Genomic DNA, 25,701 nt, shown 5'->3' on the forward strand with positions numbered 1-25,701 from the left:
ATTACATCCACTACTACAACCATGAACGTATCAGCCTCAAGCTCAACGGCCTGAGTCCGGTACAATTTCGAACACAGGCGATGAATTTTTAACGTTTCTCGTCCAACTTTTGGGGGTCAGTCCAGCCTTTGCCTACTTTGGGCGAAACCAAAGTAGGCCGGCCGTAAGGGCCGGAACCACGAGGTCCAGCGCATGCGGTAACGGATATGCACCCAGACCTACGTCTCGCCACCTTAACGGTATCTGCATTACCGCCATTGCGGGTAAATGCGATCCCCATGTTTGCTGCGACAGCGCGGCGCCATGGCGTCGGGCGGTCTCCTACAAGGCGTGCGCATTCCCGCTATTTCTGCCTGGGAACCCTCACCAGCACGCTCTCCGAATAGCGGTCATGCCAGGTACGGCGTTGTTTGTCGATCAGGCACCACGCAAACCCCAGCCCCAGGCACAGCCACGACGCCATGGCCACCACGAAGCGCAGCAGGGCCTGCATGAGGCTGATGGCGGTGCCGTCGGGGTTCTGCACGCGAATGCCCCAGACTTGCATGCCCAGAGTCTGCCCGGCATGGGTCCAGAACTTGGCGAAGAACGCGAAGGTTGCCAGCAGCAGGATCGAGGAGAGCAGGGGATCGCCGTCCAATGCGCCCGATTCGGACAGCTCGCGCAGTCGTGCTTCGCCAATGAAGGCCATCTGCAGCAGTTTGTAGAGGAAGGCGGTGACCAACTGGATGGCTATGCACAACAAGGCGTCATAGCAGATGGCGGCAAAGCGGCGGGGCAGGCTGGCGGGAGGGAAATCGCCTTGCGGCCGCAGAAGGTGTTGAGGCATCGGGCTGACTCTCGATAGCGCGGGAAAGCCTCATGTTACGCATTCGCGCCCACAAAAAAGCCCCTGGGATCAATACCAGGGGCTTTTTGGTCAAGCTATCAAGCTTCGGCTTGAACTTCGTCAGCCTGCATGCCTTTCTGGCCCTGCACAGCAACGAAAGTTACTTTCTGGCCTTCTTTCAGGCTCTTGAAGCCGTTGCCCTGGATAGCGCGGAAGTGCACGAACAGATCCGGACCGCTCTCTGGAGTGATAAAACCAAAACCCTTCTCGTCGTTGAACCACTTGACGGTGCCGCTCTGACGTGTAGACATTTTCTTATTTCCTTGACGCTTTAATTTAATGACAGCCTCTTTCGCTCGAAAGAGTACTGGGGCTGGGTTGCAGGAAGTAAGAAACGTAGAACGGGTTGTAGCAAACCTAGAGCTACTGCCCAGGTCCCGATTCAGCGACCTATGCAAACACAGTCCAGAAACTCTACGCCAACTCTCGTTACAAAAACAAGCCCCGCTTCGCTCCAGTTTCAACGGGCTTTATCAACCCCCGATCACGCGTCCCTGAAGCGGTGCAACACTGAGTGCCAAACGCTCTTGTGCACTTGTACAGTGCACTTTTCAGGCGCCTGGACACGCAGCATCTGGCCCCTTCAACGGAGCCTTGCAACCCTTTTTTCAAACCGTTCGAATCAGCGTCTTTTCTGACGCTATCGATCAGCCTCTGAAGTAACGCTGTGCAACGAAAGGCATTTTAGCCACCCGCATTGCCACCTTTTTGCCACGCACAATGGCCCAGACTTCGGTATCCAGTGCGCTGTGCTCGGTTGGGAGATAACCCATCGCAACCGGAGCGCCCAATGTCGGGCCGAAGCCGCCGCTGCAGACTGTGCCGATGCGCCGATCCTGGGCATCGACGATTTCCGCGCCCTCACGCACTGGAGTCCGCTCTTGTGGGAGCAATCCCACGCGTTTTTGCGCAATACCGTTCGTCTGCTGGGCAAAGATTTGCTCTGCTCCGGGAAAACCGCCGGCCCGTGCGCCATCGGCGCGGCGCACTTTGGAGATCGCCCATAGCAGGCTGGCCTCGATAGGCGAAGTCCGGGTATCCATATCATGTCCATAAAGGCACAGACCGGCTTCCAGACGCAGCGAATCGCGGGCCCCAAGGCCAATGGGCGCGACTTCCGGCTCTTCCAGCAGGCGACGCGCCAGAGTCTCGGCCTGCGCGGCAGGGACCGAAATCTCGTAACCGTCTTCACCGGTATAGCCGGAGCGGCTGACGTAGCAGTCCAGGTCCAGCAGCGTGACGCGGGCGTACTGCATGAAAATCATCTCCGCGACCTGCGGCGCCAGCCTCGACATGACCGCGGCGGCCGCAGGGCCCTGCAGCGCAAGCAGCGCTCGCTCTTCGAACAAAGGCTCGATTTCGCATTGGCCCGCCAGGTGCTCACGCAAGTGAGCCAGGTCCTGGTCCTTGCAGGCGGCGTTGACGACCAGCATCAGTTGGTCGTTGCCGAGGTTGGCAATCATCAGGTCGTCGAGGATGCCGCCCTGATCATTGGTGAACATCGCGTAGCGCTGCATGCCCTCGGGCAGGTCGATGACGTCGACCGGCACCAGGGTTTCCAGCGCCTTGGCGGCGCCCGGACCGCTCAGCAAGATCTGGCCCATGTGCGAGACGTCGAACAGCCCGGCCTGCGAGCGGGTGTGCAGATGCTCTTTCATCACGCCGGCCGGGTACTGCACGGGCATGTCGTAGCCAGCGAAAGGCACCATCCGTGCGCCGAGTTCGCGATGCAAAGTGTGCAGTGGGGTGGTTAGCAGGGGGTGTGTCATGAATCCAGTCCTTTAAAGGGTGGGAGCCAGCATGGCGGATCGCTGCGAAGCGATCGCCAGCAAGCTGGCTCCTACAGGAGGGAGCGTCAGGCTTCCTGATAGCTTTCGATGGAAGGGCAGGCGCAGACGAGATTTCGGTCACCGAACACGTTGTCCACGCGACCCACCGGCGGCCAGTATTTGCCGTCGATCAGCGATTCGACCGGGTACACCGCCTGCTCGCGGCTGTAGGGATGGGTCCACTCGCCGACGATTTCCGCCGCGGTATGCGGAGCGTTCTTGAGCGGGTTATCGTCCTTGTCGAGGGTGCCGTTCTCGACCGCGCGGATTTCTTCGCGGATCTTGATCATCGCGTCGCAGAAGCGGTCCAGCTCTTCGCGCGATTCGCTTTCAGTCGGCTCGATCATCAGGGTCCCCGCAACCGGGAATGACATGGTCGGCGCGTGGAAGCCGAAGTCGATCAGGCGCTTGGCGACGTCGTCGACGCTGATGCCGCTGCTGTCCTTGATCGGGCGCAGGTCGAGGATGCATTCATGGGCGACCAGGCCGTTGCTGCCGGTGTATAGCACCGGGTAGTGATCTTCCAGGCGGCGGGAAATGTAGTTGGCGTTGAGGATCGCCAGCTGCGACGCGCGCTTCAGGCCTTCGCCGCCCATCATGCGGATGTACATCCAGGTGATCGGCAGAATGCTGGCACTGCCGAACGGCGCCGCGCAAACCGCGCCTTCCTTGCGTTCCATGCGTGCGTGGCCCGGCATGAACGGCGCCAGGTGCGACTTGACGCCGATGGGACCAACGCCCGGACCGCCGCCGCCATGGGGAATGCAGAAGGTCTTGTGCAGGTTGAGGTGAGACACGTCGCCGCCGAACTTGCCTGGGGCACACAGACCGACCATCGCGTTCATGTTCGCGCCGTCGATGTACACCTGGCCGCCATTGTCATGGACGATGCCGCAGATTTCGCGGATGCCTTCCTCGAACACGCCATGGGTCGAGGGGTAGGTGATCATGATCGCCGCCAGGTGGTCGCGGTGCTGTTCGGCCTTGGCGCGCAGGTCTTCGATGTCGACGTTGCCTCGGCTGTCGCAGGCGGTAACCACCACGCGCATGCCGGCCATGTTGGCGGTGGCCGGGTTGGTCCCGTGGGCGGAAGAGGGGATCAGGCAGATATCACGGTGCTCATCGCCACGACTCTGATGGTAGGCGCGAATGGCCAGCAAGCCGGCGTACTCGCCCTGGGAACCGGCGTTGGGTTGCAGCGAGATGGCGTCGTAGCCGGTCGCTGCGCACAGCATCGTTTCCAGTTCCTGGGTCAGTTGCTGGTAACCGGCGCTTTGCTCGGCGGGCGCGAACGGGTGCAGGTTGCCAAATTCGGCCCAGGTGATCGGGATCATTTCGCTGGCCGCGTTGAGCTTCATGGTGCAGGAGCCCAGCGGAATCATAGTGCGATCGAGTGCCAGATCCTTGTCCGCCAGTTTGCGCAGGTAGCGCATCAGCTCGGTTTCGGAATGATAGCGATTGAAAACCGGGTGGCTGAGGATCGCGGACTGGCGCAGCAATGCCTCGGGCAGGCGCGACTCGGCACTGGCAGCCAGCGCGTCGAAGTCCGGCAGCGCCTTGCCGTCAGTGGCGAACAGTGCCCAGAGCGTTTCGATACTTGCCTGGGACGTAGTTTCGTCGAACGACAGGCCCAGGGCCTCGGCGCTCACTTCGCGCAGATTGATGCTCCGGGCACGGGCCTTGGCGTGCAGCGCGGCGGTATCGGCGCCGGTGTTGAAGGTCAGGCTGTCGAAGAAGAATTGCTGGTCGGCCTCAATGCCCAGCTGGCGCATGCCGGCGGCAAAGATAGCGGTCAGACGATGCACGCGGTTGGCGATGCGGGTCAGCCCGCTCGGTCCGTGGTAGACGGCGTACATGCTGGCGATGTTGGCGAGCAGCACCTGGGCGGTGCAGATGTTGCTGGTCGCCTTCTCGCGACGGATGTGTTGTTCGCGGGTCTGCATCGCCAGACGTAGGGCCTGCTTCCCATGGCGGTCCACCGAGACACCGACCAGACGTCCCGGCATGTCGCGCTTGAACACGTCACGGGTCGAGAAATAAGCGGCATGCGGTCCGCCGAAGCCCAGCGGCACGCCGAAACGCTGTGCGGTACCGATGGCGACGTCGGCGCCGAACTCACCTGGAGGCGTCAGCAGCGTCAGGGCCAGCAGGTCGGCGGCCACCGCCACCAGCGCGTTGCTCTGATGGAAACGCTCGACCAGTTCCCGATAATCGAATACGTCACCGTTGCTGGCCGGGTATTGCAAGAGCGCACCGAAAAAGGCGCTGACGTCGGTCAGCTGCGCCTCGTCGGCGACCACGACCTCAATGCCCAGGGGTTCGGCGCGAGTGCGCAGCACATCCAGGGTCTGCGGGTGGCAATGAATGGACGCGAAGAACTGCTGACTGCCTTTGTTCTTGCTCAGGCGCTTGCAGAAGGTCATGGCTTCGGCGGCGGCCGTGGCCTCGTCGAGCAGCGAGGCGTTGGCGATCGGCAGGCCGGTCAGGTCGCTGATCAGGGTCTGGAAGTTGAGCAGCGACTCCAGGCGGCCCTGGGAAATTTCCGGCTGGTATGGCGTGTAGGCCGTGTACCACGCCGGATTTTCCAGCAGGTTGCGCAGGATCGGCGCCGGCGTGTGGGTGTTGTAGTAACCCTGGCCGATGTAAGTCTTGAACAGCTGGTTTTTGGCGGCGATGGCCTTGATCGACGCCAGTGCGTCGGCTTCGCTTTGCCCTGCTGGCAGGTCGAGCACGCTGGTGCCCTTGATGCTTTCCGGGATGACGCTTTCGCTCAAGGCCTCGATGGAGTCGAAGCCCAGAGTTTCGAGCATGGCCCGCTCATCGGCCTCGCGTGGGCCGATATGACGGGCGATGAATTCGTTGGCGGTGTTCAGTTCGATGCGGTCGGTCATGGGAGCGGTCCTCAGGCTTCGGCGTTGGCTTTGATCAGGCGGTCGTAGGCGTCCTGATCCAGCAGGCCGTGAATGGCATCAGCGTTCGCGGGAATGAAGCGAAAGAACCAGCCTGCGCCCAGGGCGTCTTCATTGACCAGTTCCGGAGTGGCGTCCAGCGCTGTGTTGACTTCGACCACTTCGCCGTCCAGCGGCATGTTGATGCTGCTGGCAGCTTTCACCGATTCCACCACCGATACTTCGGCGTGTTGAGTGTAGGCCTGCATTTCCGGGAGCTGTACGAAGACGACATCGCCGAGCGATTCCTGTGCGTAAGGGGTAATGCCCACCGTGACACTGCCATCGGCCTCGCTCCGCAGCCATTCGTGTTCTACGGTAAAACGCAACTCGCTCATAAAGACTCCTCGGGATTGGAAGGTTCGCGCCAGGCGGACCCTTATCCGGAGTCAGTAAGCAAGATTGCGGCCATAACATTTAACTCCTTCAATATCAGAGAGTTATGAAGTTATTGCGTGAGCTGCGGAAAAGCGGCTGTATCGATATCATTCCACTCTGCGAGGGCGACGTGCTTGCGAACGAGGACTCCAGACCACGCCCGAAGCGGGGCAGGCCAGTTATGGAATGAATTCGTTACAGTGGAACGGATTCATTCCACTCCTCAGGGTCGGTGGCCTATCCCGTATTTGCGCAGGCGATGGGCAATCGCCGTATGCGAGGTGTTCAGGCGAGTCGCAAGCTGACGGGTGGAAGGATGCTGGTCATAAAGCCTTTCCAGCAGACTCTTCTCGAATGCGTCGACAGCTTCTTCCAGGCTTCCGATTTCGCCTTCCTGCTGGCGGGCGACAGCGGTTCCCGCGATATCCAGGTCGCCCATGTCCACCACGTTGCCTTCGCTGATGGCGGCCGCGCGGAATATCACGTTCTGCAACTGGCGCACGTTTCCGGGCCAGCGGTTGCCGAGCAGCGCCGAATGGGTATCGGCGGAAAGGCGACACAGTGGGCGCTGAATCTGGGTGCAGGCGTGCTCCATGAAGAAGCGGGCCAGCAGCAGGATGTCCTGGCCGCGCTCGCGCAGCGGGGGAACTTGCAGGTTCAGCACGTTGAGACGGTAGAAAAGGTCCTCGCGGAAAGTACCTTCGATGACCATCTTTTCCAGGTCGCGGTGAGTCGCGCTGAGGATGCGCACGTTGACCTGGACCTCACGGTCGCCGCCAACCCGACGGAAGCTGCCGTCGTTAAGGAAACGCAGGAGTTTGGCTTGCAGGTAAGGCGACATCTCGCCGATTTCATCGAGAAACACCGTGCCTTGGTTGGCAAGCTCCATCAGCCCCGGCTTGCCGCCTCGTTGAGCGCCGGTAAAGGCACCCGGGGCGTAGCCGAACAATTCGCTTTCGGCGAGATTTTCCGGCAGCGCCGCGCAGTTCAGCGCAAGAAAGGGCTCGCCATGACGTGCGCTGCTGGCGTGGCAGGCGCGGGCGACAAGCTCCTTGCCGGTTCCGGTTTCGCCGCGGATCAATAAGGGTGCGTCCAGGGCCGCGACCCTCAGAGCGCGAGCTTTCAAGGTGCGAATGGCAGGCGACTCGCCCAGCAGCGCATCGAATCCTTCCGGATGATCATGGTGCAGCGCGGACAGGCGCTCACCCATGCGGCTCGGCAGATAAAGAGTGATCAGCGCGCCGGCTTCGGTAATCGGCGTGGCATCGAGCAGCAAGGCTTCGCCATTGAGCGTGATTTCGCGCAGCGGCAGGCGGAAACCGTGCTCCAGCAGTTCGGTTTGCAGGTTCGGGTCAGTGAACAATTCGCCTATCGGCTCGCCGGCGGGTTCTCGCCCGATCAGTGCGATGAACGCCGGATTGGCCAGCAACACATGGCCCGCGCTGTCCAGCGCCAGGACCGGATCGGTCATGGCCGCGAGCAGGGCGTCCAGCTGCAGATGACGACGCTGGCCGGGCAGGATATCCACCACGGTGATCGCTTCCACGCCGCGCACCCGGAACAACGCGTCCTTGAGTTCTTCGAGCATCTGATGGCTCAAGGTTGGCGCGTCGATGTAGACGTTGGGCGGCACCATTTCCACCGCATCCAGATTCAGATTGCGCCCGCCCAAGATCGCCAGCACTTCCTGAGTAATGCCGACGCGGTCGATGAAAGTGACGTGGATGCGCATAGACGCTGAAGATTCCAGCCTGGGAAAGGCCGTCAGTATGCCTTGTGAACAGCAGATTTGGCAGCAACATGGCTGCCGCTCTGCGGCAGATCGCGGATACAGGTCTGCGAATATCCTTGTAGGAGCCAGCGGACGGCGATGGGCTCACTCCAGATGCTCAGGCTTTACCGGCTCGCCCGATTTTGCATCCAGCTGATCGCGGATGTCTTCGAACATGCGGTCATAATCCGGGTGCCGCGCGAGCGGCAGCGCGTCGGCGCTGGGCAGGCCATGAGCAAGGGCGATACGGCTGGCGTCATGGGCGAAGTTGTATGCGAGATCCCGCGGCAGCTGGAAGTGTTCGGTAAACGTCTGGCCTTCGATATCCCCTTCCATGGTGAAACTCACGCAAGTGCCTTCGCCGGGATCGCTGGTCACTTCGTAGCGCAGATGGATGTCGTAGGTGGCATCCGGTCGTTGCAGGGCGGTGTGAGTGATATGCAGGTGGCCGGGCTCGAACATGGCAGTGCTCCGTCGAAGCGCAAAGAAGGTAGACAGCGTTGTCTATGGACTGTGCACAGCGTAGTCCCGCTTCGAGGTGTCTGTATGACAGGGGTCAATCCGCCGCCGGTTCCGGCCTGGACCACAGCCACAGATTGCCCAGCGCCATGCCGGCAATGGCGAGGTACAGCCACCAGACATGTTCGAGCAGCGTCAACATCAGCACCGCGCAGACCAGCATGCTGATCGTGGCGCTGATCTTCGCGCTGCGCGCTACCAGCCGCCCATTGCGCCAATTGTTGAGGACCGGACCGAAAACCCGGTGGTTTTCCAGCCAGGCATTGAGCCGTGGCGAGCTGCGCGTCGCCGCCCAGGCCGCGAGCAGAATGAACTCGGTGGTCGGCAGCCCTGGAATGAAAATGGCGGCGATGCCGATGCCGAGGCTGAGATAGGCAAGAATGCCGAACAGAAAACGAGAGAGTCGGGAGCCGGGCGGTTTATACGTCATGGTCACTACAGGCAGATTCACAAAGCCCGGCCAGCTTAGGCGGTCTGCTAGCGCGCGTCGAGCGGTAAGCGGCGGATCGCCAGTAAGACGGATCGTCGGAGTGCCGCCCACAGCAAGCTGGCTCCTACACGGTACGTAGGAGCCAGCGGGCGGCGATCCGTCTCGCTGGCGATGATCGCAATCAGCTCGCGTTATGCAGCGCCAGGCAGTTATCCAGCATGCGGTTGGAAAATGCCCATTCGTTGTCGTACCAGGCCAGCACCTTGAGCAGCTTGCCGCTGACCTTGGTGTGGTTGGCGTCGAAGATCGACGACAGCGGATTGTGGTTGAAGTCGTGGGAGACCAGCGGCAGGGTGTTGTAACCCAGCACCTTCGAGCGTTCGCTGGCCTCTTTCATCAGCGCATTGACTTCCTCGACGGTGGTTTCACGCTGCAGGTTCACGGTCAGGTCGACCAGCGACACATTGATTACTGGCACCCGGACCGCCATGCCGGTAAGTTTGCCCGCCAGTTCCGGCAGAACCAGGCCGACCGCTTCAGCCGCGCCAGTCTTGCTGGGGATCATCGACTGGGTGGCCGAGCGCGCCCGGTACGGGTCGCTGTGGTACACGTCGATCAGGTTCTGGTCGTTGGTGTACGCATGGATAGTGGTCATCAGGCCGTTTTCGATGCCCAGCTCGCGATGAAGCACCTGGGCAACCGGTGCCAGGCAGTTGGTGGTGCACGATGCGCTGGAAATGATCTGGTGCGACTGGCGCAGGCTGTCATGGTTGACGCCGTAGACGATGGTCGCGTCGGCGCCCTTGGCCGGAGCCGAGATAATCACTTTGCGCGCGCCGGCGGTGAGATGCGCCGCGGCCTTGTCGCGACTGGTGAACAGCCCGGTGCACTCGAATACCACATCGATGTCGAGCGATTTCCAGGGCAGCTCGGCGGGATTGCGGATCGCGCTGACCGCGATACGGTCACCATTGACGGTGAGACTTTCCTTATCGCATTCGACGGTGCCGGCGAACGGGCCGTGTACAGTGTCGAAGCGCAGCAGGTGCGCGTTCATTTCGCTGTCGCCCAGGTCATTGATCGCGACGACCTGCAGGTCCTGGCGATAGCCTTGGGTATAGAGTGCGCGCAGGACATTGCGGCCGATACGGCCGAAACCGTTGATTGCGATACGTAGAGTCATACAACCGTCCCTCGGGATTTGTTGTTGGAATTACAAGATTATGCTCATGGAAATAGAAAACAACCTTTTTTAGTGGCAATATTTTTGTATATCTACAAATACAAACCTGAAAGGCCCGCTCAGACGACCCGCATTCGCTGCCAATTCCTGCGAACGCGGGTTTCACGGGCGCTGTCTTTACGGGTGACCACAGACGTCAGCCTGGAGTTCATCACATGCATCCCCGCATTCTTGAGGTAACCGAGCGGCTGATCGCTCGCAGCCGCGATACCCGTCAGCGCTACCTGCAACTGATTCGTGGCGCCGCCAGCGACGGGCCGATGCGTGGCAAGCTGCAATGCGCCAACTTCGCCCACGGCGTCGCCGCATGCGGGCCGCAGGACAAAGATAATCTGCGGCTGATGAACGCCGCCAACGTCGCCATCGTTTCTTCCTACAACGAGATGCTCTCCGCGCATCAGCCCTACGAACATTATCCGACCCAGATCAAGCAGGCCCTGCGTGACATCGGCTCGGTGGGGCAGTTCGCCGGTGGCGTGCCCGCCATGTGCGACGGCGTGACCCAGGGCGAGCCTGGCATGGAGCTGGGGATCGCCAGCCGCGAAGTGATCGCGATGTCTACTGCCGTGGCGCTGTCCCACAACATGTTCGACGCGGCGCTGATGCTGGGCATCTGCGACAAGATCGTGCCCGGCCTGATGATGGGGTCGCTGCGTTTCGGTCATCTGCCGACCATTTTCGTGCCGGGCGGACCGATGGTGTCGGGGCTTTCCAACAAGGAAAAGGCCGACGTGCGCCAGCGCTTCGCCGAAGGCAAAGCAAGCCGCGAGGAGCTGCTGGATGCGGAAATGAAGTCCTATCACAGCCCCGGAACCTGCACGTTCTACGGCACGGCCAACACCAACCAGTTGCTGATGGAAGTCATGGGCCTGCACCTGCCCGGCGCTTCGTTCGTCAACCCGTATACGCCGCTGCGCGATGCGCTGACCGTCGAGGCCGCGCATCAGGTCACGCGCCTGACCATGCAGAGCGGCAATTTCATGCCTATCGGTGAAATCGTCGACGAGCGCGCGCTGGTCAACTCCATCGTGGCGCTGCACGCGACCGGCGGCTCGACCAACCATACGCTGCACATGCCGGCCATTGCCCAGGCCGCCGGCATCCAGCTGACCTGGCAGGACATGGCCGACCTGTCCGAAGTGGCTCCGACCCTGAGCCACGTCTATCCGAACGGCAAGGCCGATATCAACCACTTCCAGGCAGCGGGGGGCATGGCGTTCCTGATTCGCGAACTGCTCGACGCCGGCTTGCTGCATGACGACGTCAATACCGTCGCCGGCCGTGGCTTGCGCCTCTACACCCGCGAGCCTTTTCTGGAAGACGGCAAGCTGGTCTGGCGCGACGGCCCGCGCGAGAGTCTGGACGAAAACATTTTGCGGCCGATGGCCCGCCCGTTTTCGCCAGAAGGCGGCCTGCGGGTCATGCAGGGCAACCTCGGACGCGGAGTCATGAAAGTGTCCGCCGTGGCGCCCGAGCATCAGGTCGTCGAAGCGCCGGCCAGGGTTTTCCACGACCAGCAGGATCTGGCCGACGCCTTCAAGGCGGGCGAGCTGGAGTGTGATTTCGTCGCGGTCATGCGTTTCCAGGGCCCGCGTTCCAACGGCATGCCCGAACTGCACAAGATGACGCCGTTTCTGGGCGTGCTGCAGGATCGCGGCTTCAAGGTGGCGCTGGTCACCGACGGTCGCATGTCCGGCGCGTCGGGAAAAATTCCGGCGGCCATTCACGTTTGCCCCGAAGCCTTCGACGGCGGGCCGCTGGCGCTGGTGCAGGATGGTGACGTGATTCGCGTCGACGGTGTGAATGGCACGTTGCAAGTTCTGCTCGAACCGGCAGAATTGGCGGCAAGGGAACCGGCCGTCAATCACCTCGACAACGGAGTGGGCTGCGGGCGGGAATTGTTCGGTTTCATGCGTATGGCCTTCAGCTCCGCGGAGCAAGGTGCCAGCGCATTTACCTCAAGTCTGGAGAAGCTCACGTGAAATTGGCCCTGGTCGGTGATATTGGCGGCACCAACGCAAGATTTGCCATATGGGAGGATGACCAGCTGCATTCGGTGCGGGTCTTCCCAACCATCGACTACAGCGGGCCTGAGCAGGCGGTCGAGCTTTACTTGCAGGATCTCGAACTGCAGCGCGGCGATGTCGGTTTCGCCTGCCTGGCGGTGGCAGGTCCCGTGGACGGCGATCACTTCCAGTTCACCAACAGCCACTGGGAGCTGAGCAGGAAAGCCTTCTGCAAGCATCTGAAGATCGATCATCTGCTGCTGATCAACGACTTCACCGCCATGGCGCTGGGCATGACCCGCCTGCGCGACGACGAGTACCTGACCATTTGTCATGGCATCGGCCGGCCCGAGCGTCCCCGGGTAGTGATCGGGCCTGGGACCGGGCTGGGCGTTGGTACGCTGACGCCTGCCGGCGAGCACGTCTGGATGGCCTTGCCGGGCGAGGGCGGTCACGTCGATCTGCCGATTGGTACGGCCCGCGAGGCCTTGCTGTGGGCACGCTTGATGGCCGAGCACGAACACGTCAGCGCCGAGACGGTGCTCAGCGGCACAGGCCTGCTGAACCTGTATCGGGCCAGCTGCGAACTGGACGGAATCGAAGCGATTCACAAATCTCCCGCCGCCGTTACCACGGCGGCGCTGGCCGGCGAGCCGGTTGCGGCTGCTGTGCTCGACCAGTTCTGCGTCTTCCTGGGCCGCGTGGTGGGCAACTGCGTGCTGACCGTCGGCGGGCTGGGCGGGGTCTATATCGTCGGCGGCGTGGTGCCGCGTTTCATCGATTTCTTCAGCGCCAGCGGCTTCCGTCGCGCACTCGCGGAAAAGGGCGTGATGAGCGATTATTTCGACGGCTTGCCGGTCTGGCTGGTGACAGCCGAGTATCCGGGCCTGACAGGAGCGGGCGTCGCCCTGCAACAGGCGTTTGGATCGCAGGTCTGAGGCGCGGGTCGGACGTGCCGGAACACACGCATTACCCATAACAACAATTGCGTCACAAGGACGATCTACCTTGAGTTCAGTCAGTAAGTCGATCTTGCTGGTCGACGACGACCAGGATATTCGCGAGTTGCTCGACACCTACCTGAGCCGGGCCGGTTTTCAGGTGCGGACCGTGGGCGACGGCGCCGGATTCCGCCAGGCATTCAACGACACTCCCAGCGACCTGCTGATCCTCGACGTCATGCTGCCCGACGAAGATGGCTTCAGCCTATGCCGGTGGGTACGCCAGCACCCGCGCCAGCCGCATGTGCCGATCATCATGTTGACCGCCAGCTCTGATGAAGCCGACCGCGTGATCGGCCTGGAACTGGGAGCCGACGACTATCTGGGCAAGCCTTTCAGCCCTCGCGAGTTGCAGGCGCGGATCAAGGCCCTGCTGCGCCGGGCGCAGTTCGGCCAGGAGCGCTCGGGCGGCGATGTGCTGGTGTTCGACGAGTGGCGCCTGGACATGGTCAGCCATCGGCTGTTCCACAACGACGGCGAAGAAGTGATTCTCTCGGGCGCGGACTTTGCGCTGCTCAAGCTGTTTCTCGACAACCCCCAGCAGATTTTGGATCGCGACACCATCGGGAACGCAACCCGTGGCCGCGAGCTGATGCCGCTGGAGCGCATCGTCGACATGGCGGTCAGTCGGCTGCGGCAACGCTTGCGCGACACCGGCAAGTCGCCCCGGCTGATTCGCACAGTGCGTGGCAGCGGTTATCTGCTGGCGGCCCACGTCAATGCGCAGACGAGCGGCGGTTATTAAACTGCCGCGCCGCCTGCCGCTGCCGCGTTCGCTGCTCGGGCGCATGCTGCTGCTCACGTTGCTGGCGGTGTTGCTGGCGCAGACGCTGTCGAGCCTGATCTGGCTGTCGCAGTTGCGCGCGACCCAGATGGAAGGGCTGGTCACCAGTGCGCGCAGCTTGGCCTATTCGATGGCGGCCAGCGTCAGTTATTTCCGTTCGCTGCCGGTGGCCTATCGGCCGCTGGTGCTGGATCAACTGCGCAGCATGGGCGGTACCCGGTTCGTGGTGTCGCTCAACAACCATCCGCTGGACATGCAACTGCTGCCGCCTACACCCCGCAAGCAGGCGGTGCTCGACGTGGTGGGCGACGTGCTGCGTCAGCATCTGGGCAAACAGCCGAACATCGCCGTGTGGTTCGTGAGGCCCGATGATCTGCGCATCTTCAACAGCGGCCTCAAGCTCGACGAACTGCCGCGCTCCTGGGCGCACTACGCCCTGACGCTGGAACCGGTCAACCCGCCGGTGCTGGTGACCCAGATCGAGCTGGCGCCCGGCGAATGGTTCTACATCGCCTCGTTGCTGCCTGAGCCTTACACTTCGCTGGAGGAACAGGAGCTGCCGGTCCAGCAGGTCTGGTTCATCGTGCTAACCAGCGTGTTTCTGCTGTTGTTCATCGGTCTGCTGGTGCACTGGCAGAGCCGTCCTCTCAAGCGCCTTGCCCGCGCGGCCCGCGACATGTCGCTGGGTGCCGACGTGGAGCCGGTAGTGGAGGGCGGCGGCAGCGAGATCGTGGAAGTGAGTCGGGCCTTCAAGACCATGCGGACCCGGATCAGCCGCTATCTGACCGAGCGCGGCCAGTTGTTCAGCGCGATTTCCCACGACCTGCGCACGCCTATCACGCGCTTGCGCCTGCGGGTCGAACTGCTCGAAGACGAACAATTACAGACCAGGTTCGGACGCGATCTCGACGAGCTGGAATTACTGGTGAAGGGCGCGTTGCAATGCGTGAAGGACACCGATATCCACGAAAATATCGAGCCGGTCGATCTCAACCTGTTGCTTGAATGCCTGGTGGAGCCCTGGATCCGCCCGGATGGCGAGGGGTGCGTCACCCAGAACGGCGTCGCCCAGGCGCCATACCCCGGCAAACCGCTGGCGTTGCGTCGCTGCATCGGCAACCTGATCGACAATGCCATCAAGTACGGGCATCGCGCGCATCTCAGGGTCGAGGACAACGACCTGGCGTTCGTCCTGCACGTCGACGACGAAGGCCCTGGCGTGCCCGAACAGCGGCTCGAACACGTGTTCGAACCGCATTTCCGGCTGGCCGGCAATCAACAGCAGGGCTACGGCCTGGGCCTGGGCATCGCCCGCAACATCGCCCATAGCCATGGCGGCGAGGTCAGCCTGCAGAACCTGCGCGAGGGCGGATTGCGGGTTACCTTGTATCTCCCAAGATCGGTGGATTGACCAATCGCCGTAGGCCAGCTTGCTGTGGGCGGCAATCCGACGAACGATAATGCGGTTTGCCTGATTGCGCGGCGTTCTTAAGCTGCCGCTTTGCAGCAGATCGCCAGCAAGCTGGCTCCTACGAATATCGCGCGGGAATGTCACTGATTGGTGACATTCCCGCATCCCTTCGTTACCGTCCATCATCCGGGCTTGGTTAGACTCCCCGGAAGCGCAAGCATCAGACTTGCCCGGATAACAACAATAAAGGTCTTCACGATGAATTCACTCTCGCGTCTCGCCGTTGTCATCTCCCTCGCCTCGTTGTTCCCGCTGAGCGCTATTGCCGCTGAATCCAAAGGCACTGTCGAAGTCGTGCACTGGTGGACGTCGGGTGGAGAAAAGGCCGCGGTTGATGTACTCAAGGCTCAGGTCGAAAAAGACGGCTTCACCTGGAAAGACGGCGCGGTGGCGGGCGGTGGCGGTTCCACTGCGATGACCGTGCTCAAGAGCCGCGCGGTGGCCGGCAACCCGCCCGGCGTCGCCCAGATCAAGGGGCCGGACATTCAGGAATGGGCTTCCACCGGACTGCTGGATACCGATGCTCTGAAAGATGTCGCCAAGCAGGAGAAGTGGGACTCGCTGCTGGACAAGAAAGTCTCCGACACCGTGAAGTACGACGGTGACTACGTGGCCGTGCCGGTCAATATCCACCGCGTCAACTGGCTGTGGATCAATCCGGCGGTGTTCAAGAAGGCCGGCATCGACAAAGCCCCGACCACACTCCAGGAATTCTATGCCGCCGGTGACAAGCTCAAGGCAGCCGGCCTCATCGCGCTGGCCCATGGCGGTCAGCCGTGGCAGGACAGCACCGTGTTCGAGGCCGTGGTCCTCTCGGTCATGGGTGCCGACGGTTACAAAAAGGCGCTGGTGGATCTGGACAGCGGCGCGCTGACCGGCGATGGCATGGTGAAATCCTTCACTGAGCTGAAGAAGGTCGCCACCTACATGGACGCCAACCGAGCCGGCCGGGACTGGAACATCGCCGCCGCGGAAGTCATCAACGGCAAGGCCGGTATGCAGATCATGGGCGACTGGGCCAAGAGCGAATGGACCGCGGCCAAGAAGGTCGCCGGCCAGGATTACCAGTGCGTCGCCTTCCCCGGCACTGAAAAGGCGTTCACCTACAACATCGACTCCATGGCGGTGTTCAAGCAGAAGGACAAGGGCACCACGGCCGCGCAGCAGGACCTTGCCAAGGTCGCATTGGGCGAGGAGTTCCAGAAAGTCTTCAGCATCAACAAGGGCTCGATCCCGGTGCGCAACGACATGCTTGCCGACATGAGCAAGTACGGCTTCGACTCCTGCGCCCAGACCGCCGCCAAGGACTTCCTGGCCGACTCGAAGAATGGCGGGCTGCAACCGAGCATGGCCCACAACATGGCGACCACCCTCGCCGTGCAGGGAGCTATCTTTGATGTGGTGACCAACTACATCAACGACCCGGCCGCAGACCCTGCCGCCGCCGCGAAGAAGCTGGCCGCCGCCATTCAGTCGGCCCAGTAATCCGCGTTACCTGACCTCCAGCCGCAGTTTGTGCTGATGAAACCGTCCTGACGGTTTCACGCACGGCTGCGAGCCGGATTCGATTCTCTGGAGTGGATACGTCCGATGAGTTCTGTCGCTGTGCTGCGCAAAGCCTCGCCCCTGGATGCGCTGCAACGCTGGCTGCCGAAACTGGTGCTGGCGCCCAGCATGTTCGTGGTGCTGGTGGGTTTCTACGGCTACATCCTGTGGACGTTCGTGCTGTCGTTCACCAATTCCACCTTCCTGCCCAGCTACAAGTGGGTGGGCGGGGCGCAGTATGCGCGGTTGATGGACAACGACCGCTGGTGGGTCGCAAGCAAGAATCTGGCGGTATTCGGCGGCATGTTCATTGCCATAAGTCTGGTAGTGGGCGTGGTGCTGGCTGTTTTACTCGACCAGCGCATCCGTCGTGAAGGCGCAATCCGCACCATTTACCTGTATCCGATGGCGCTGTCGATGATCGTCACCGGCACTGCCTGGAAGTGGCTGCTCAACCCGGGTCTAGGTCTGGACAAGATGCTGCGCGACTGGGGCTGGGAAGGCTTCCGGCTCGACTGGCTGGTGGACCCCGATCGCGTCGTGTACTGCCTGGTGATCGCCGCGGTCTGGCAGTCGTCGGGATTCGTGATGGCGCTGTTTCTGGCCGGCCTGCGGGGCGTTGATCAGTCGATCATCCGCGCCGCGCAAATGGACGGCGCAAGCCTTCCGCGCATCTATTGGCGTGTAGTGCTGCCCAGCCTGCGTCCGGTGTTTTTCAGCGCAATCATGATCCTGGCGCACATCGCGATCAAAAGCTTCGACCTGGTGGCCGCCATGACGGCCGGCGGCCCCGGTTACTCGTCGGACCTGCCGGCGATGTTCATGTACTCCTTCACCTTCAGCCGCGGCCAGATGGGCATGGGTTCGGCGAGCGCGATCCTGATGCTCGGCGCCATCCTCGCGATCCTGGTGCCGTATCTGTATTCCGAGCTGAGGACCAAGCGTCATGACTGATTATGTAGGAAAGCCCGGTATCAGCCTGAGCCGGATACTGATCCATGCGGTCCTGCTGCTGGCCTGCCTGGTTTACCTGGTGCCGCTGGTGGTGATGCTGCTGACCAGCTTCAAGACCCCGGAAGACGTCGCGGTCGGCAACCTGTTGAGCTGGCCGAGCGCGGTTACGGTCATTGGCTGGATCAAGGCCTGGGACATTGTCGACGGCTATTTCTGGAACTCCATCAAGATCACCGTGCCGGCGGTGATCCTTTCCACCGCCATCGGCGCGTTGAATGGCTACGTGCTGTCGATGTGGCGCTTCCGTGGATCGCAACTGTTCTTCGGTCTGCTGCTGTTCGGCTGCTTCCTGCCGTTCCAGACCGTGTTGCTGCCGGCGTCCTTCACCCTCGGCAAGATGGGCCTGGCGAGCACCACGACCGGTCTGGTGTTCGTCCATGTGGTGTACGGGCTGGCTTTTACCACGCTGTTCTTCCGCAACTTCTACGTCAGCGTCCCGGACGCGCTGGTGCGCGCCGCCCGGCTCGACGGGGCAGGGTTCTTCACGATCTTCTGGCGGATCATCCTGCCGATGTCGACGCCGATCATCATGGTCTGCCTGATCTGGCAGTTCACACAAATCTGGAACGACTTCCTGTTCGGCGTGGTGTTCTCCAGCGGCGAGTCGCAACCGGTCACCGTGGCCCTCAACAATCTGGTCAACACCAGCACCGGGGCCAAGGAATACAACGTTGATATGGCGGCGGCGATGATCGCCGGCCTGCCGACACTGCTGGTCTACGTACTGGCTGGCAAGTACTTCCTGCGCGGGCTCACGGCCGGCGCGGTCAAGGGGTAATCATGGCAACTCTCGAATTGCGTAACGTAAACAAGACCTACGGCGTCAACCTGCCGGACACTCTCAAGAACATCGAGCTGTCGATCAAGGACGGTGAGTTCCTGATCCTGGTCGGGCCTTCGGGATGCGGCAAATCCACTTTGATGAATTGCATCGCGGGCCTGGAAAGCATCAGCGGCGGCGCGATCCTGATCGACAACGAAGATGTCAGCGGCACCAGCCCCAAGGATCGCGACATCGCCATGGTGTTCCAGTCCTACGCCTTGTACCCGACCATGAGCGTGCGGGAAAACATCGCGTTCGGTCTGAAGATTCGCAAGATGGCACCGGCCGCCATCGACGAGGAAGTGGCGCGGGTCGCCAAACTGCTGCAGATCGAACACCTGCTCAACCGCAAGCCGGGCCAGTTGTCCGGCGGCCAGCAGCAGCGCGTCGCCATGGGCCGTGCGCTGGCCCGGCGGCCGAAGATCTATCTCTTCGACGAGCCGCTGTCCAACCTCGACGCCAAGCTGCGGGTCGAGATGCGCACCGAAATGAAACTGATGCACCAGCGCCTCAAGACCACCACCGTCTATGTCACCCACGATCAGATCGAGGCCATGACCCTGGGCGACAAAGTGGCGGTGATGAAGGACGGCATCGTCCAGCAGTTCGGCACGCCCCAGCAGATCTACAACGATCCGGCCAACCTGTTCGTCGCCAGCTTCATTGGTTCGCCGCCGATGAACTTCATTCCCTTGCGCCTGCAACGCAAGGACGGTCGTCTCGTGGCCCTGCTCGACAGCGGCCAGGCGCGCTGCGAACTGCCGATCGGCGTGAGCGACGCTGGCCTGGAAGACCGGGAAATCATTCTGGGCATCCGCCCGGAGCAGATCATGCTCGCCGGTGCCGACGCCGGCAGCCTGCCCAGCATCCGCGCCGAAGTGCAGGTCACCGAACCGACCGGGCCGGACACGCTGGTGTTCGTGCACCTTAACCAGAGCAAGGTCTGCTGCCGACTGGCGCCGGACGTGGCGCCGCTGGTGGGCGAGAGCCTCACCCTGCAATTCGATCCCGCCAAAGTGTTGCTATTCGACGCCCAGAGCGGGGAACGACTGGGTGCCTTGGGAAAGCAGCCAATGGCTGACCGGATCGGCAATGTGACCCAGATCGGCCGCAAATGAATCGCGCCGGTCGCCTGCGAAGGTCATGACCGGCAAATACCGAGCAGTGAATGGAAAAGACGTATACCTGAAGCCAATAACAATAAAACGAGGATTTACGGGATGAAGAGGACAACAGCTAAATCGCGCCCCCGGTCGCAATGGGTACGCAAATTGTCGATAGTGGGTGCGATGGGACTGGCGGGCAGCGCCCATGCGGCGGGTGCTTTCGACGTCAATTCGAAATGGATGACGGGCGACTGGGGCGGTACGCGTACCGAGCTGCTGGAGAAAGGCTACGATTTCTCGCTCGATTACGTGGCGGAAATGGCCAGCAACGTGGATGGCGGCTACAACGACGACACCACGGCCCGTTACGCTGATCAGTTCGCGCTCGGGGTCAAGATCGACCTGCAGAAAGTCTTCGGTTGGCAGGACGCCGAGTTCAAGCTGGCGATCACCGAACGCAGTGGTCGCAACATCTCGAACGACCGCATCGGCGACCCGCGTGCCGGCACGCTCAGTTCCTCTCAGGAAGTCTGGGGCCGCGGCCAGACCTGGCGTCTGACCCAGTTGTGGGTCAAGCAGAAATACCTGGACGGCGCGCTGGACGTGAAGGTCGGGCGCTTCAACCCCGGCGAAGACTTCAACGTATTCCCGTGCGACTTCCAGAACCTGACACTCTGCGGCTCGCAAGTGGGTAACTACGTGAACACCTGGTACAACTGGCCAATCAGCCAGTGGGCGTTGCGGATCAAGTACAACATCACGCCTGAAGTGTACGCGCAGGTCGGCGTGTTCGAGCAGAACCCGTCCAACCTGGAAACCGGCAACGGCTTCAAGCTCAGCGGCAGCGGCACCAAGGGTATGATCCTGCCGGTGGAGCTGGTCTGGACTCCGACGGTGAATTCGCTGCCCGGCGAATACCGTGTCGGTTTCTACAAAAGCACGCCGAGTGCCGACGACGTGTACGAAGGCGCCGATGGCCAGCCGCAGCCGATTTCCGGCGGGGCGTTCAAGTCGCATAGCAGCAAGCACGGCTGGTGGATCGTGGCCCAGCAACAGCTGACCACCCACAACGGCGATGCCTCGCGCGGTCTGAGCATCTTCGCCAACGCCACGGTGCACGACAAGGAGACCAACTTTGTCGACAACTACCAGCAGATCGGCTTCACCTACAAAGGTCCTTTCGATTCGCGTCCCAAGGATGACATCGGCATCGGTGTTGCTCGCATCCACGTCAACGATGACGTGCAGGACCGGGTACGTCTGACCAATCTGCTCAATGGCATCGACGACTACGACAACCCTGGCTATCTGCCGGTGCAGGACACCGAGTACAACTCTGAAATCTACTACGGTTTCCATGTCGCCGACTGGCTGACTGTGCGTCCCAACCTCCAGTACATAAAGCATCCCGGCGGCTTGAACGAAGTCGACGACGCCTTGGTGGCCGGTCTGAAGATCCAGTCCAAGTTCTAAGGACTGCAGGTCCAGGGTCAAAAATCGTGTGTGCTTTGCGGGCAGCCTGGCTGCCCGTTTTTTTTCGCGCCAGCTTGCCGGCGATGAGTACAACGTTTGGACGTATGGAACCGTGGGAGGGACCTTGGTCGCGACAGCCGTTACGCGGTGGGTCAGGTGCACCGCGTTGGCTCCCACGAATCAATGCGACTGTAGGAGCGGATTTATCCGCGAAACGGTCTTGCAGGCAGCGTGGATGTACGACTGCTGCGCAGCCGATCGCGGATGAATCCGCTCCTACCGATCGGCGTTGTATGCAGCCGTGGGAGGGACCTTGGTCGCGACAGCCGTTACGCAGCGAGCCAGGTGCAGCGCGTTGTCTGCTTCGCCAGCAAGACGGATCGCCGCCCGCTGGCTCCTACAGGTGGCTCAACCCTGATCTTCTACGGGATACCGGCTGTCGTTGAGGCTTTCCTTGATCTTGCGCAGGTGGGGCTGGAAATCCACGCCACGGCGCAGGGTCATGCCGGTGGCGAGCACGTCCAGCACGGTCAGCTGGATGATGCGCGAGGTCATCGGCATATAGATATCGGTGTCTTCTGGCAGCGGGATGTTCAGGCTCACGGTGCTGGCCTGGGCCAGGGGCGAGCCGGCGGCGGTCAGTCCCAGGACCGAGGCACCGTTCGCGCGGGCGATGCGTGCGACCTCCACCAGTTCGCGGGTGCGTCCGGTGTAGGAAATGATCACGAACAGCTCGCCGGTGTGCGCGACCGAGGCAATCATGCGCTGCATCAGCACGTCTGCGTGCGCGGTCACGGCCAGGTTGAAGCGGAAGAACTTGTGCTGGGCATCCAGCGCCACCGGCGCCGAGGCGCCCAGACCGAAGAAATGGATCTGCCGCGCCTGAATCAGCATGTCCACCGACTTGCTGATCAGGGTCGGGTCCAGTTGCTGGCAGGCGCTGTCGAGCGAGGCGATCGCGCTGCCGAAGATTTTCTGGGTATAGGCCTCGGGATTGTCGTCGGCCTCCACGGCGCGGCTGACATAGGCCGCGCCGCTGGCCAGGCTCTGGGCCAGTTGCAGCTTGAGTTCGGGATAGCCGCTGACATTGAACGAACGGCAGAACCGGTTGACCGTCGGCTCGCTGACCTTGGCGGCCTGGGCGAGCGCGGCGATGCTCAGCCGGGTCGCCATCTGCGGATTGAGCAGGATGACTTCGGCGACTTTTCGCTCTGCCTTGTTAAGCTCGTCGAGTCGACCCTGGATCTGCTCCAGGAGGTTGCGTACACGGTCCATTCAATGTCCTTGTCGGGCGGATTCACCAACGGTTTGGGCGCGAGCTTTTATTAGCTCTTTAGCCTGTAGCAAAGGTGGCCTATCGTACTGAGGGCCTGTGTTGATCACCACTGGAATATGCTTTTCGCGACAATGTTGTGGTTATTACTACATATGGCCTTGAGTAACGCCTTTAAAAAAGGTATTTGTAGCTTAACTTGATAAAAGAACCAACATTATGCCCTTAATTACGGTTGAGCCGTGTACCTTCGCTCTGTTCGGCGCCCTGGGCGATCTGGCGGTGCGCAAGCTGTTTCCGGCTCTTTATCAGCTAGATCGCGCCGGACTGCTCCACGAAGACACGAAAATTCTTGCCTTGGCTCGTGAGCCCGGGGACGAGCAGTCGCACCTGGCGTACATCGACAAGTCCCTGCGCCGTTTCGTCCCTGAAAGCGAACTGGAAGCCGACAACGTCGAGCGCTTCCAGGCACGCCTGAGCTACGTGCATGTGGATTTCCTCAAGGGCGAGGATTACGTCGCGCTGGCCGAGCGGGTCGGCGATGCCGAAACCCTGATCGCCTATTTCGCCACGCCTGCGTCGGTGTACGGTGCGATCTGCGAGAACCTGGCGGCTGCCGGTCTGGCCGAGCGCACCCGCGCGGTGCTGGAAAAGCCCATTGGTCACGACCTGGCCTCGTCGCGCCGGGTGAACGATGCGGTCGCCCAGTTCTTCCCGGAAAATCGCGTTTATCGCATCGACCATTATCTGGGCAAGGACACGGTTCAGAACCTCATTGCGCTGCGTTTCGCCAATAGTCTGTTCGAAACCCAGTGGAACCAGAATCACATTTCCCACGTGGAAATCACGGTTGCCGAGAAGGTCGGCATCGAAGGGCGCTGGGGTTATTTCGATCAGGCCGGCCAGCTGCGCGACATGATCCAGAACCACTTGCTGCAATTGCTCTGCCTGATCGCCATGGACCCGCCCAGCGACCTGTCAGCCGACAGCATCCGTGACGAGAAGGTCAAGGTGCTCAAGGCGCTGGTGCCGTTCACCCCGGAACGTCTGGCGACCCAGGTGGTGCGCGGTCAATACACCGCCGGCTACAGCGAAGGCAAGGCAGTGCCGGGCTACCTGGAAGAAGAGAATTCCAACACCCAGAGCGACACCGAGACCTTCGTTGCGCTGCGCGCCGACATCCGCAACTGGCGCTGGTCCGGCACGCCGTTCTATCTGCGCACCGGCAAACGCATGCCGCAAAAGCTGTCGCAGATCGTGATCCACTTCAAAGAGCCGCCGCACTACATCTTTGCCCCTGAGCAACGCCTCCAGATCAGTAACCGCTTGATCATCCGCCTGCAACCCGACGAGGGCATTTCCCTGCAGGTGATGACCAAGGATCAGGGGCTGGACAAAGGCATGCAGCTGCGCAGCGGCCCCCTGCAACTGAATTTTTCTGACACCTACCGCAGCGCCCGGGTCCCCGACGCCTATGAGCGGTTGTTGCTGGAAGTCATGCGCGGCAATCAGAACCTGTTTGTCCGCAAAGATGAAATCGAGTACGCGTGGCAATGGTGCGATCAGCTGATCGCAGGCTGGAAAAAGGCGGGCGATGCGCCCAAGCCTTATGCGGCCGGGTCCTGGGGGCCGATGAGCTCCATTGCCCTGATTACTCGCGACGGGAGATCCTGGTATGGCGATATGTGATCTTGAGCTGCCGGCAGGGCTGGCGGCTCATACATTCGATAACCCACAGATGTTGGCCGAGGCGCTGGCGACTCATGTCGCCACGCGCCTGAGCGCCGCCATCGATGAAAACGGCACCGCCACCCTGGTGGTGTCGGGCGGGCGCAGCCCGGTGGCGTTCTTCGAAAGTCTCGCGACCCAGCCGCTGGACTGGTCGCGCGTGGTGGTCAGTCTGGCCGACGAGCGCTGGGTGCCGACCGAGCATCCGGACAGCAACGCGGGACTGCTCAAGCGCCATCTGTTGCAGGGGCGCGCGGCGCAGGCGCGTTTCGTCGGCCTGTACAACGTCGCGTCGAGCGTGGAAGAGGCGGCACTGGCCGCCGACCGCGTGCTGGCTGAGTTGCCGCCCATCGACGTGCTGGTGCTGGGCATGGGCGACGACGGTCACACCGCCTCGCTGTTTCCCGACAGCCCGAACCTTGCGCAGGCATTGGACCCGCAGACCGAGCGTCACTGCCTGCCGATGCTGGCCCCCAGCGTGCCGCGTCAGCGCCTGACCATGACCCGCCGTCTGCTGGCTTCGGCCCGTCAGCCGATCCTGTCCGTTTCCGGGCAAGCCAAGCTCGATACCTTGCGCGCGGCGCTGGCCGACGACGATATCGCCGCCATGCCGGTGCGCGCCTTTTTGAATTCATCTCTTGAGATCTACTGGTGCCCGTAAGCCAGTTGGGCTCGACAAGACCTTTTAACCTCGGAAGCTCCGCCATGACACAAAGCCAGAACAATCAGTCGCACAACAGCATGGCGAACAAGATTGCCCAGATCGACGAGCTGTGTGCGAGAGCACGGATCCTGCCGGTGATCACCATTGCCCGCAACGAGGACGTTCTTCCGCTGGCCGATGCGTTGGCGGCGGGTGGCCTGACGGCGCTGGAAGTGACCCTGCGTTCGGCGTTCGGCCTGAGCGCGATCCGCATTCTGCGCGAGCAGCGGCCGGAGCTTTGCGTGGGGGCGGGTACCATTCTCGACCGTACCATGCTGGCCGATGCCGAAGCAGCGGGCGCACAGTTCATCGTGACCCCAGGCAGCACCCATGAATTGCTGGAGGCTGCCCTGGACAGCCCGCTGCCGTTGTTGCCGGGGATCAGCAGCGCATCGGAAATCATGATCGGGTATGGCATGGGCTATCGCCGCTTCAAGCTGTTTCCTGCGGAAATCAGTGGCGGTGTCGCGGCGCTCAAGGCGCTGGGCGGTCCTTTCAATGAGGTGCGCTTCTGCCCGACCGGTGGCGTCAACGAGCAGAACATCAGGAGCTACATGAGCTTGCCCAACGTCATGTGCGTCGGCGGGACCTGGATGATCGATAACGCCTGGGTCAAGAACGGTGACTGGGGCCGCATCCAGGAAGCCACGGCCCAGGCTTTGGCCGCCATGGCGTGACGCTACTTTTCTGAACACTGGCTCGTGGCACTCGCTGCGGGCCGTCAAAGCAGTTGTTGTTGGTTGTTGGTTTTTCATGGTGCTCCCTGG

At 61.8% G+C, this 25,701-nt stretch carries 23 protein-coding genes; 13 read left to right on the forward strand and 10 right to left on the reverse strand.

From position 1 onward, the window contains the following. Positions 1-92 (forward strand): IS3 family transposase (locus TRP66_RS22865; RefSeq protein WP_333407795.1); only part of this gene is annotated, 92 nt, incomplete at its 5' end. 251 nt (positions 93-343) lie between these two features. On the opposite strand, the gene TRP66_RS22870 is transcribed toward TRP66_RS22865, so the two are convergent. The 9 genes from TRP66_RS22870 to gap form a co-directional block, all read right to left on the reverse strand. Then, positions 344-829 carry an RDD family protein gene (locus TRP66_RS22870; protein WP_333407723.1) on the reverse strand — a complete coding sequence of 162 codons (486 nt, stop codon included), beginning with the start codon at positions 827-829 and terminating at the stop codon, positions 344-346. A 98-nt stretch (positions 830-927) separates the two neighbouring features. Further along, on the reverse strand, positions 928-1,140 hold the full coding sequence (locus TRP66_RS22875; protein WP_003227496.1) for a cold-shock protein: 213 nt from the start codon (positions 1,138-1,140) through the stop codon (positions 928-930). Positions 1,141-1,536: 396 nt separating this feature from the next. After that, entirely contained in the window at positions 1,537-2,658 is a 1,122-nt protein-coding gene (gene gcvT, locus TRP66_RS22880; RefSeq protein WP_333407736.1) for a glycine cleavage system aminomethyltransferase GcvT, read from the reverse strand. Between the two features lie 86 nt (positions 2,659-2,744). Then, entirely contained in the window at positions 2,745-5,609 is a 2,865-nt protein-coding gene (gene gcvP, locus TRP66_RS22885; protein ID WP_333407738.1) for an aminomethyl-transferring glycine dehydrogenase, read from the reverse strand. 11 nt (positions 5,610-5,620) lie between these two features. Further along, the gene (gcvH, locus tag TRP66_RS22890) at positions 5,621-6,004 is read right to left on the reverse strand and encodes a glycine cleavage system protein GcvH (RefSeq protein ID WP_333407740.1); all 384 of its coding nucleotides are present in this window, start codon (positions 6,002-6,004) and stop codon (positions 5,621-5,623) included. A gap of 263 nt (positions 6,005-6,267) precedes the next feature. Next, on the reverse strand, positions 6,268-7,776 hold the full coding sequence (locus TRP66_RS22895; RefSeq protein WP_333407742.1) for a sigma-54-dependent transcriptional regulator: 1,509 nt from the start codon (positions 7,774-7,776) through the stop codon (positions 6,268-6,270). Between the two features lie 144 nt (positions 7,777-7,920). After that, entirely contained in the window at positions 7,921-8,277 is a 357-nt protein-coding gene (locus tag TRP66_RS22900; protein ID WP_333407745.1) for a DUF5064 family protein, read from the reverse strand. Between the two features lie 94 nt (positions 8,278-8,371). Continuing rightward, positions 8,372-8,764, reverse strand: a complete 393-nt coding sequence (locus TRP66_RS22905; protein ID WP_333407797.1) for a YbaN family protein — start codon at positions 8,762-8,764, stop codon at positions 8,372-8,374. Between the two features lie 181 nt (positions 8,765-8,945). Next, positions 8,946-9,947 (reverse strand): type I glyceraldehyde-3-phosphate dehydrogenase, encoded by a 1,002-nt coding sequence (gap, locus tag TRP66_RS22910; RefSeq protein ID WP_333407747.1) that lies wholly within the window; start codon positions 9,945-9,947, stop codon positions 8,946-8,948. Between the two features lie 215 nt (positions 9,948-10,162). Here gap and edd point away from each other — a divergent pair, with 215 nt between their 5' ends. From edd to TRP66_RS22955, 9 genes are all read left to right on the forward strand, one after another. Beyond that, the gene (edd, locus tag TRP66_RS22915) at positions 10,163-11,989 is read left to right on the forward strand and encodes a phosphogluconate dehydratase (RefSeq protein ID WP_333407750.1); all 1,827 of its coding nucleotides are present in this window, start codon (positions 10,163-10,165) and stop codon (positions 11,987-11,989) included. Continuing rightward, a complete protein-coding gene (locus tag TRP66_RS22920; protein WP_333407752.1) occupies positions 11,986-12,951 on the forward strand; it encodes a glucokinase in 966 nt (321 codons plus the stop codon). The genes edd and TRP66_RS22920 overlap by 4 nt, the downstream gene beginning before the upstream one ends. Before the next feature lie 70 nt (positions 12,952-13,021). Beyond that, positions 13,022-13,759 carry a response regulator transcription factor gene (locus TRP66_RS22925; protein ID WP_333407754.1) on the forward strand — a complete coding sequence of 246 codons (738 nt, stop codon included), beginning with the start codon at positions 13,022-13,024 and terminating at the stop codon, positions 13,757-13,759. A 43-nt stretch (positions 13,760-13,802) separates the two neighbouring features. Next, positions 13,803-15,209: an ATP-binding protein gene (locus TRP66_RS22930; RefSeq protein ID WP_442965251.1), complete on the forward strand. Its 1,407-nt coding sequence runs from the start codon at positions 13,803-13,805 to the stop codon at positions 15,207-15,209. Between the two features lie 258 nt (positions 15,210-15,467). Next, positions 15,468-16,754: an ABC transporter substrate-binding protein gene (locus TRP66_RS22935; protein WP_333407758.1), complete on the forward strand. Its 1,287-nt coding sequence runs from the start codon at positions 15,468-15,470 to the stop codon at positions 16,752-16,754. 105 nt (positions 16,755-16,859) lie between these two features. Then, positions 16,860-17,768, forward strand: a complete 909-nt coding sequence (locus TRP66_RS22940; protein WP_333407760.1) for a carbohydrate ABC transporter permease — start codon at positions 16,860-16,862, stop codon at positions 17,766-17,768. Next, entirely contained in the window at positions 17,761-18,606 is an 846-nt protein-coding gene (locus TRP66_RS22945) for a carbohydrate ABC transporter permease (RefSeq protein ID WP_333407762.1), read from the forward strand. The genes TRP66_RS22940 and TRP66_RS22945 overlap by 8 nt, the downstream gene beginning before the upstream one ends. Before the next feature lie 2 nt (positions 18,607-18,608). Continuing rightward, positions 18,609-19,769 (forward strand): ABC transporter ATP-binding protein, encoded by a 1,161-nt coding sequence (locus TRP66_RS22950; RefSeq protein ID WP_333407764.1) that lies wholly within the window; start codon positions 18,609-18,611, stop codon positions 19,767-19,769. 171 nt (positions 19,770-19,940) lie between these two features. Then, positions 19,941-21,230, forward strand: a complete 1,290-nt coding sequence (locus tag TRP66_RS22955) for a carbohydrate porin (protein WP_442965252.1) — start codon at positions 19,941-19,943, stop codon at positions 21,228-21,230. 408 nt (positions 21,231-21,638) lie between these two features. On the opposite strand, the gene TRP66_RS22960 is transcribed toward TRP66_RS22955, so the two are convergent. Further along, positions 21,639-22,505 (reverse strand): MurR/RpiR family transcriptional regulator, encoded by an 867-nt coding sequence (locus tag TRP66_RS22960; protein ID WP_333407768.1) that lies wholly within the window; start codon positions 22,503-22,505, stop codon positions 21,639-21,641. A 217-nt stretch (positions 22,506-22,722) separates the two neighbouring features. On the opposite strand from TRP66_RS22960, the gene zwf reads away from it, so the two are divergent. From zwf to TRP66_RS22975, 3 genes are read left to right on the forward strand one after another with little or no spacing between them, the layout of a single operon-like run. Beyond that, positions 22,723-24,192, forward strand: a complete 1,470-nt coding sequence (zwf, locus tag TRP66_RS22965; RefSeq protein WP_333407771.1) for a glucose-6-phosphate dehydrogenase — start codon at positions 22,723-22,725, stop codon at positions 24,190-24,192. After that, a complete protein-coding gene (pgl, locus tag TRP66_RS22970; protein ID WP_333407773.1) occupies positions 24,179-24,892 on the forward strand; it encodes a 6-phosphogluconolactonase in 714 nt (237 codons plus the stop codon). Before zwf ends, pgl begins: the two co-directional genes overlap by 14 nt. A 44-nt stretch (positions 24,893-24,936) precedes the next feature. Further along, complete coding sequence (locus tag TRP66_RS22975) at positions 24,937-25,611, forward strand: bifunctional 4-hydroxy-2-oxoglutarate aldolase/2-dehydro-3-deoxy-phosphogluconate aldolase (protein ID WP_333407775.1); 675 nt, start codon at positions 24,937-24,939, stop codon at positions 25,609-25,611. The last annotated feature ends 90 nt before the right edge of the window (positions 25,612-25,701 follow it).

The sequence above is a fragment of the Pseudomonas sp. JDS28PS106 genome (assembly GCF_036706555.1).
In the GTDB taxonomy this organism is placed as follows: Bacteria; Pseudomonadota; Gammaproteobacteria; order Pseudomonadales; family Pseudomonadaceae; genus Aquipseudomonas.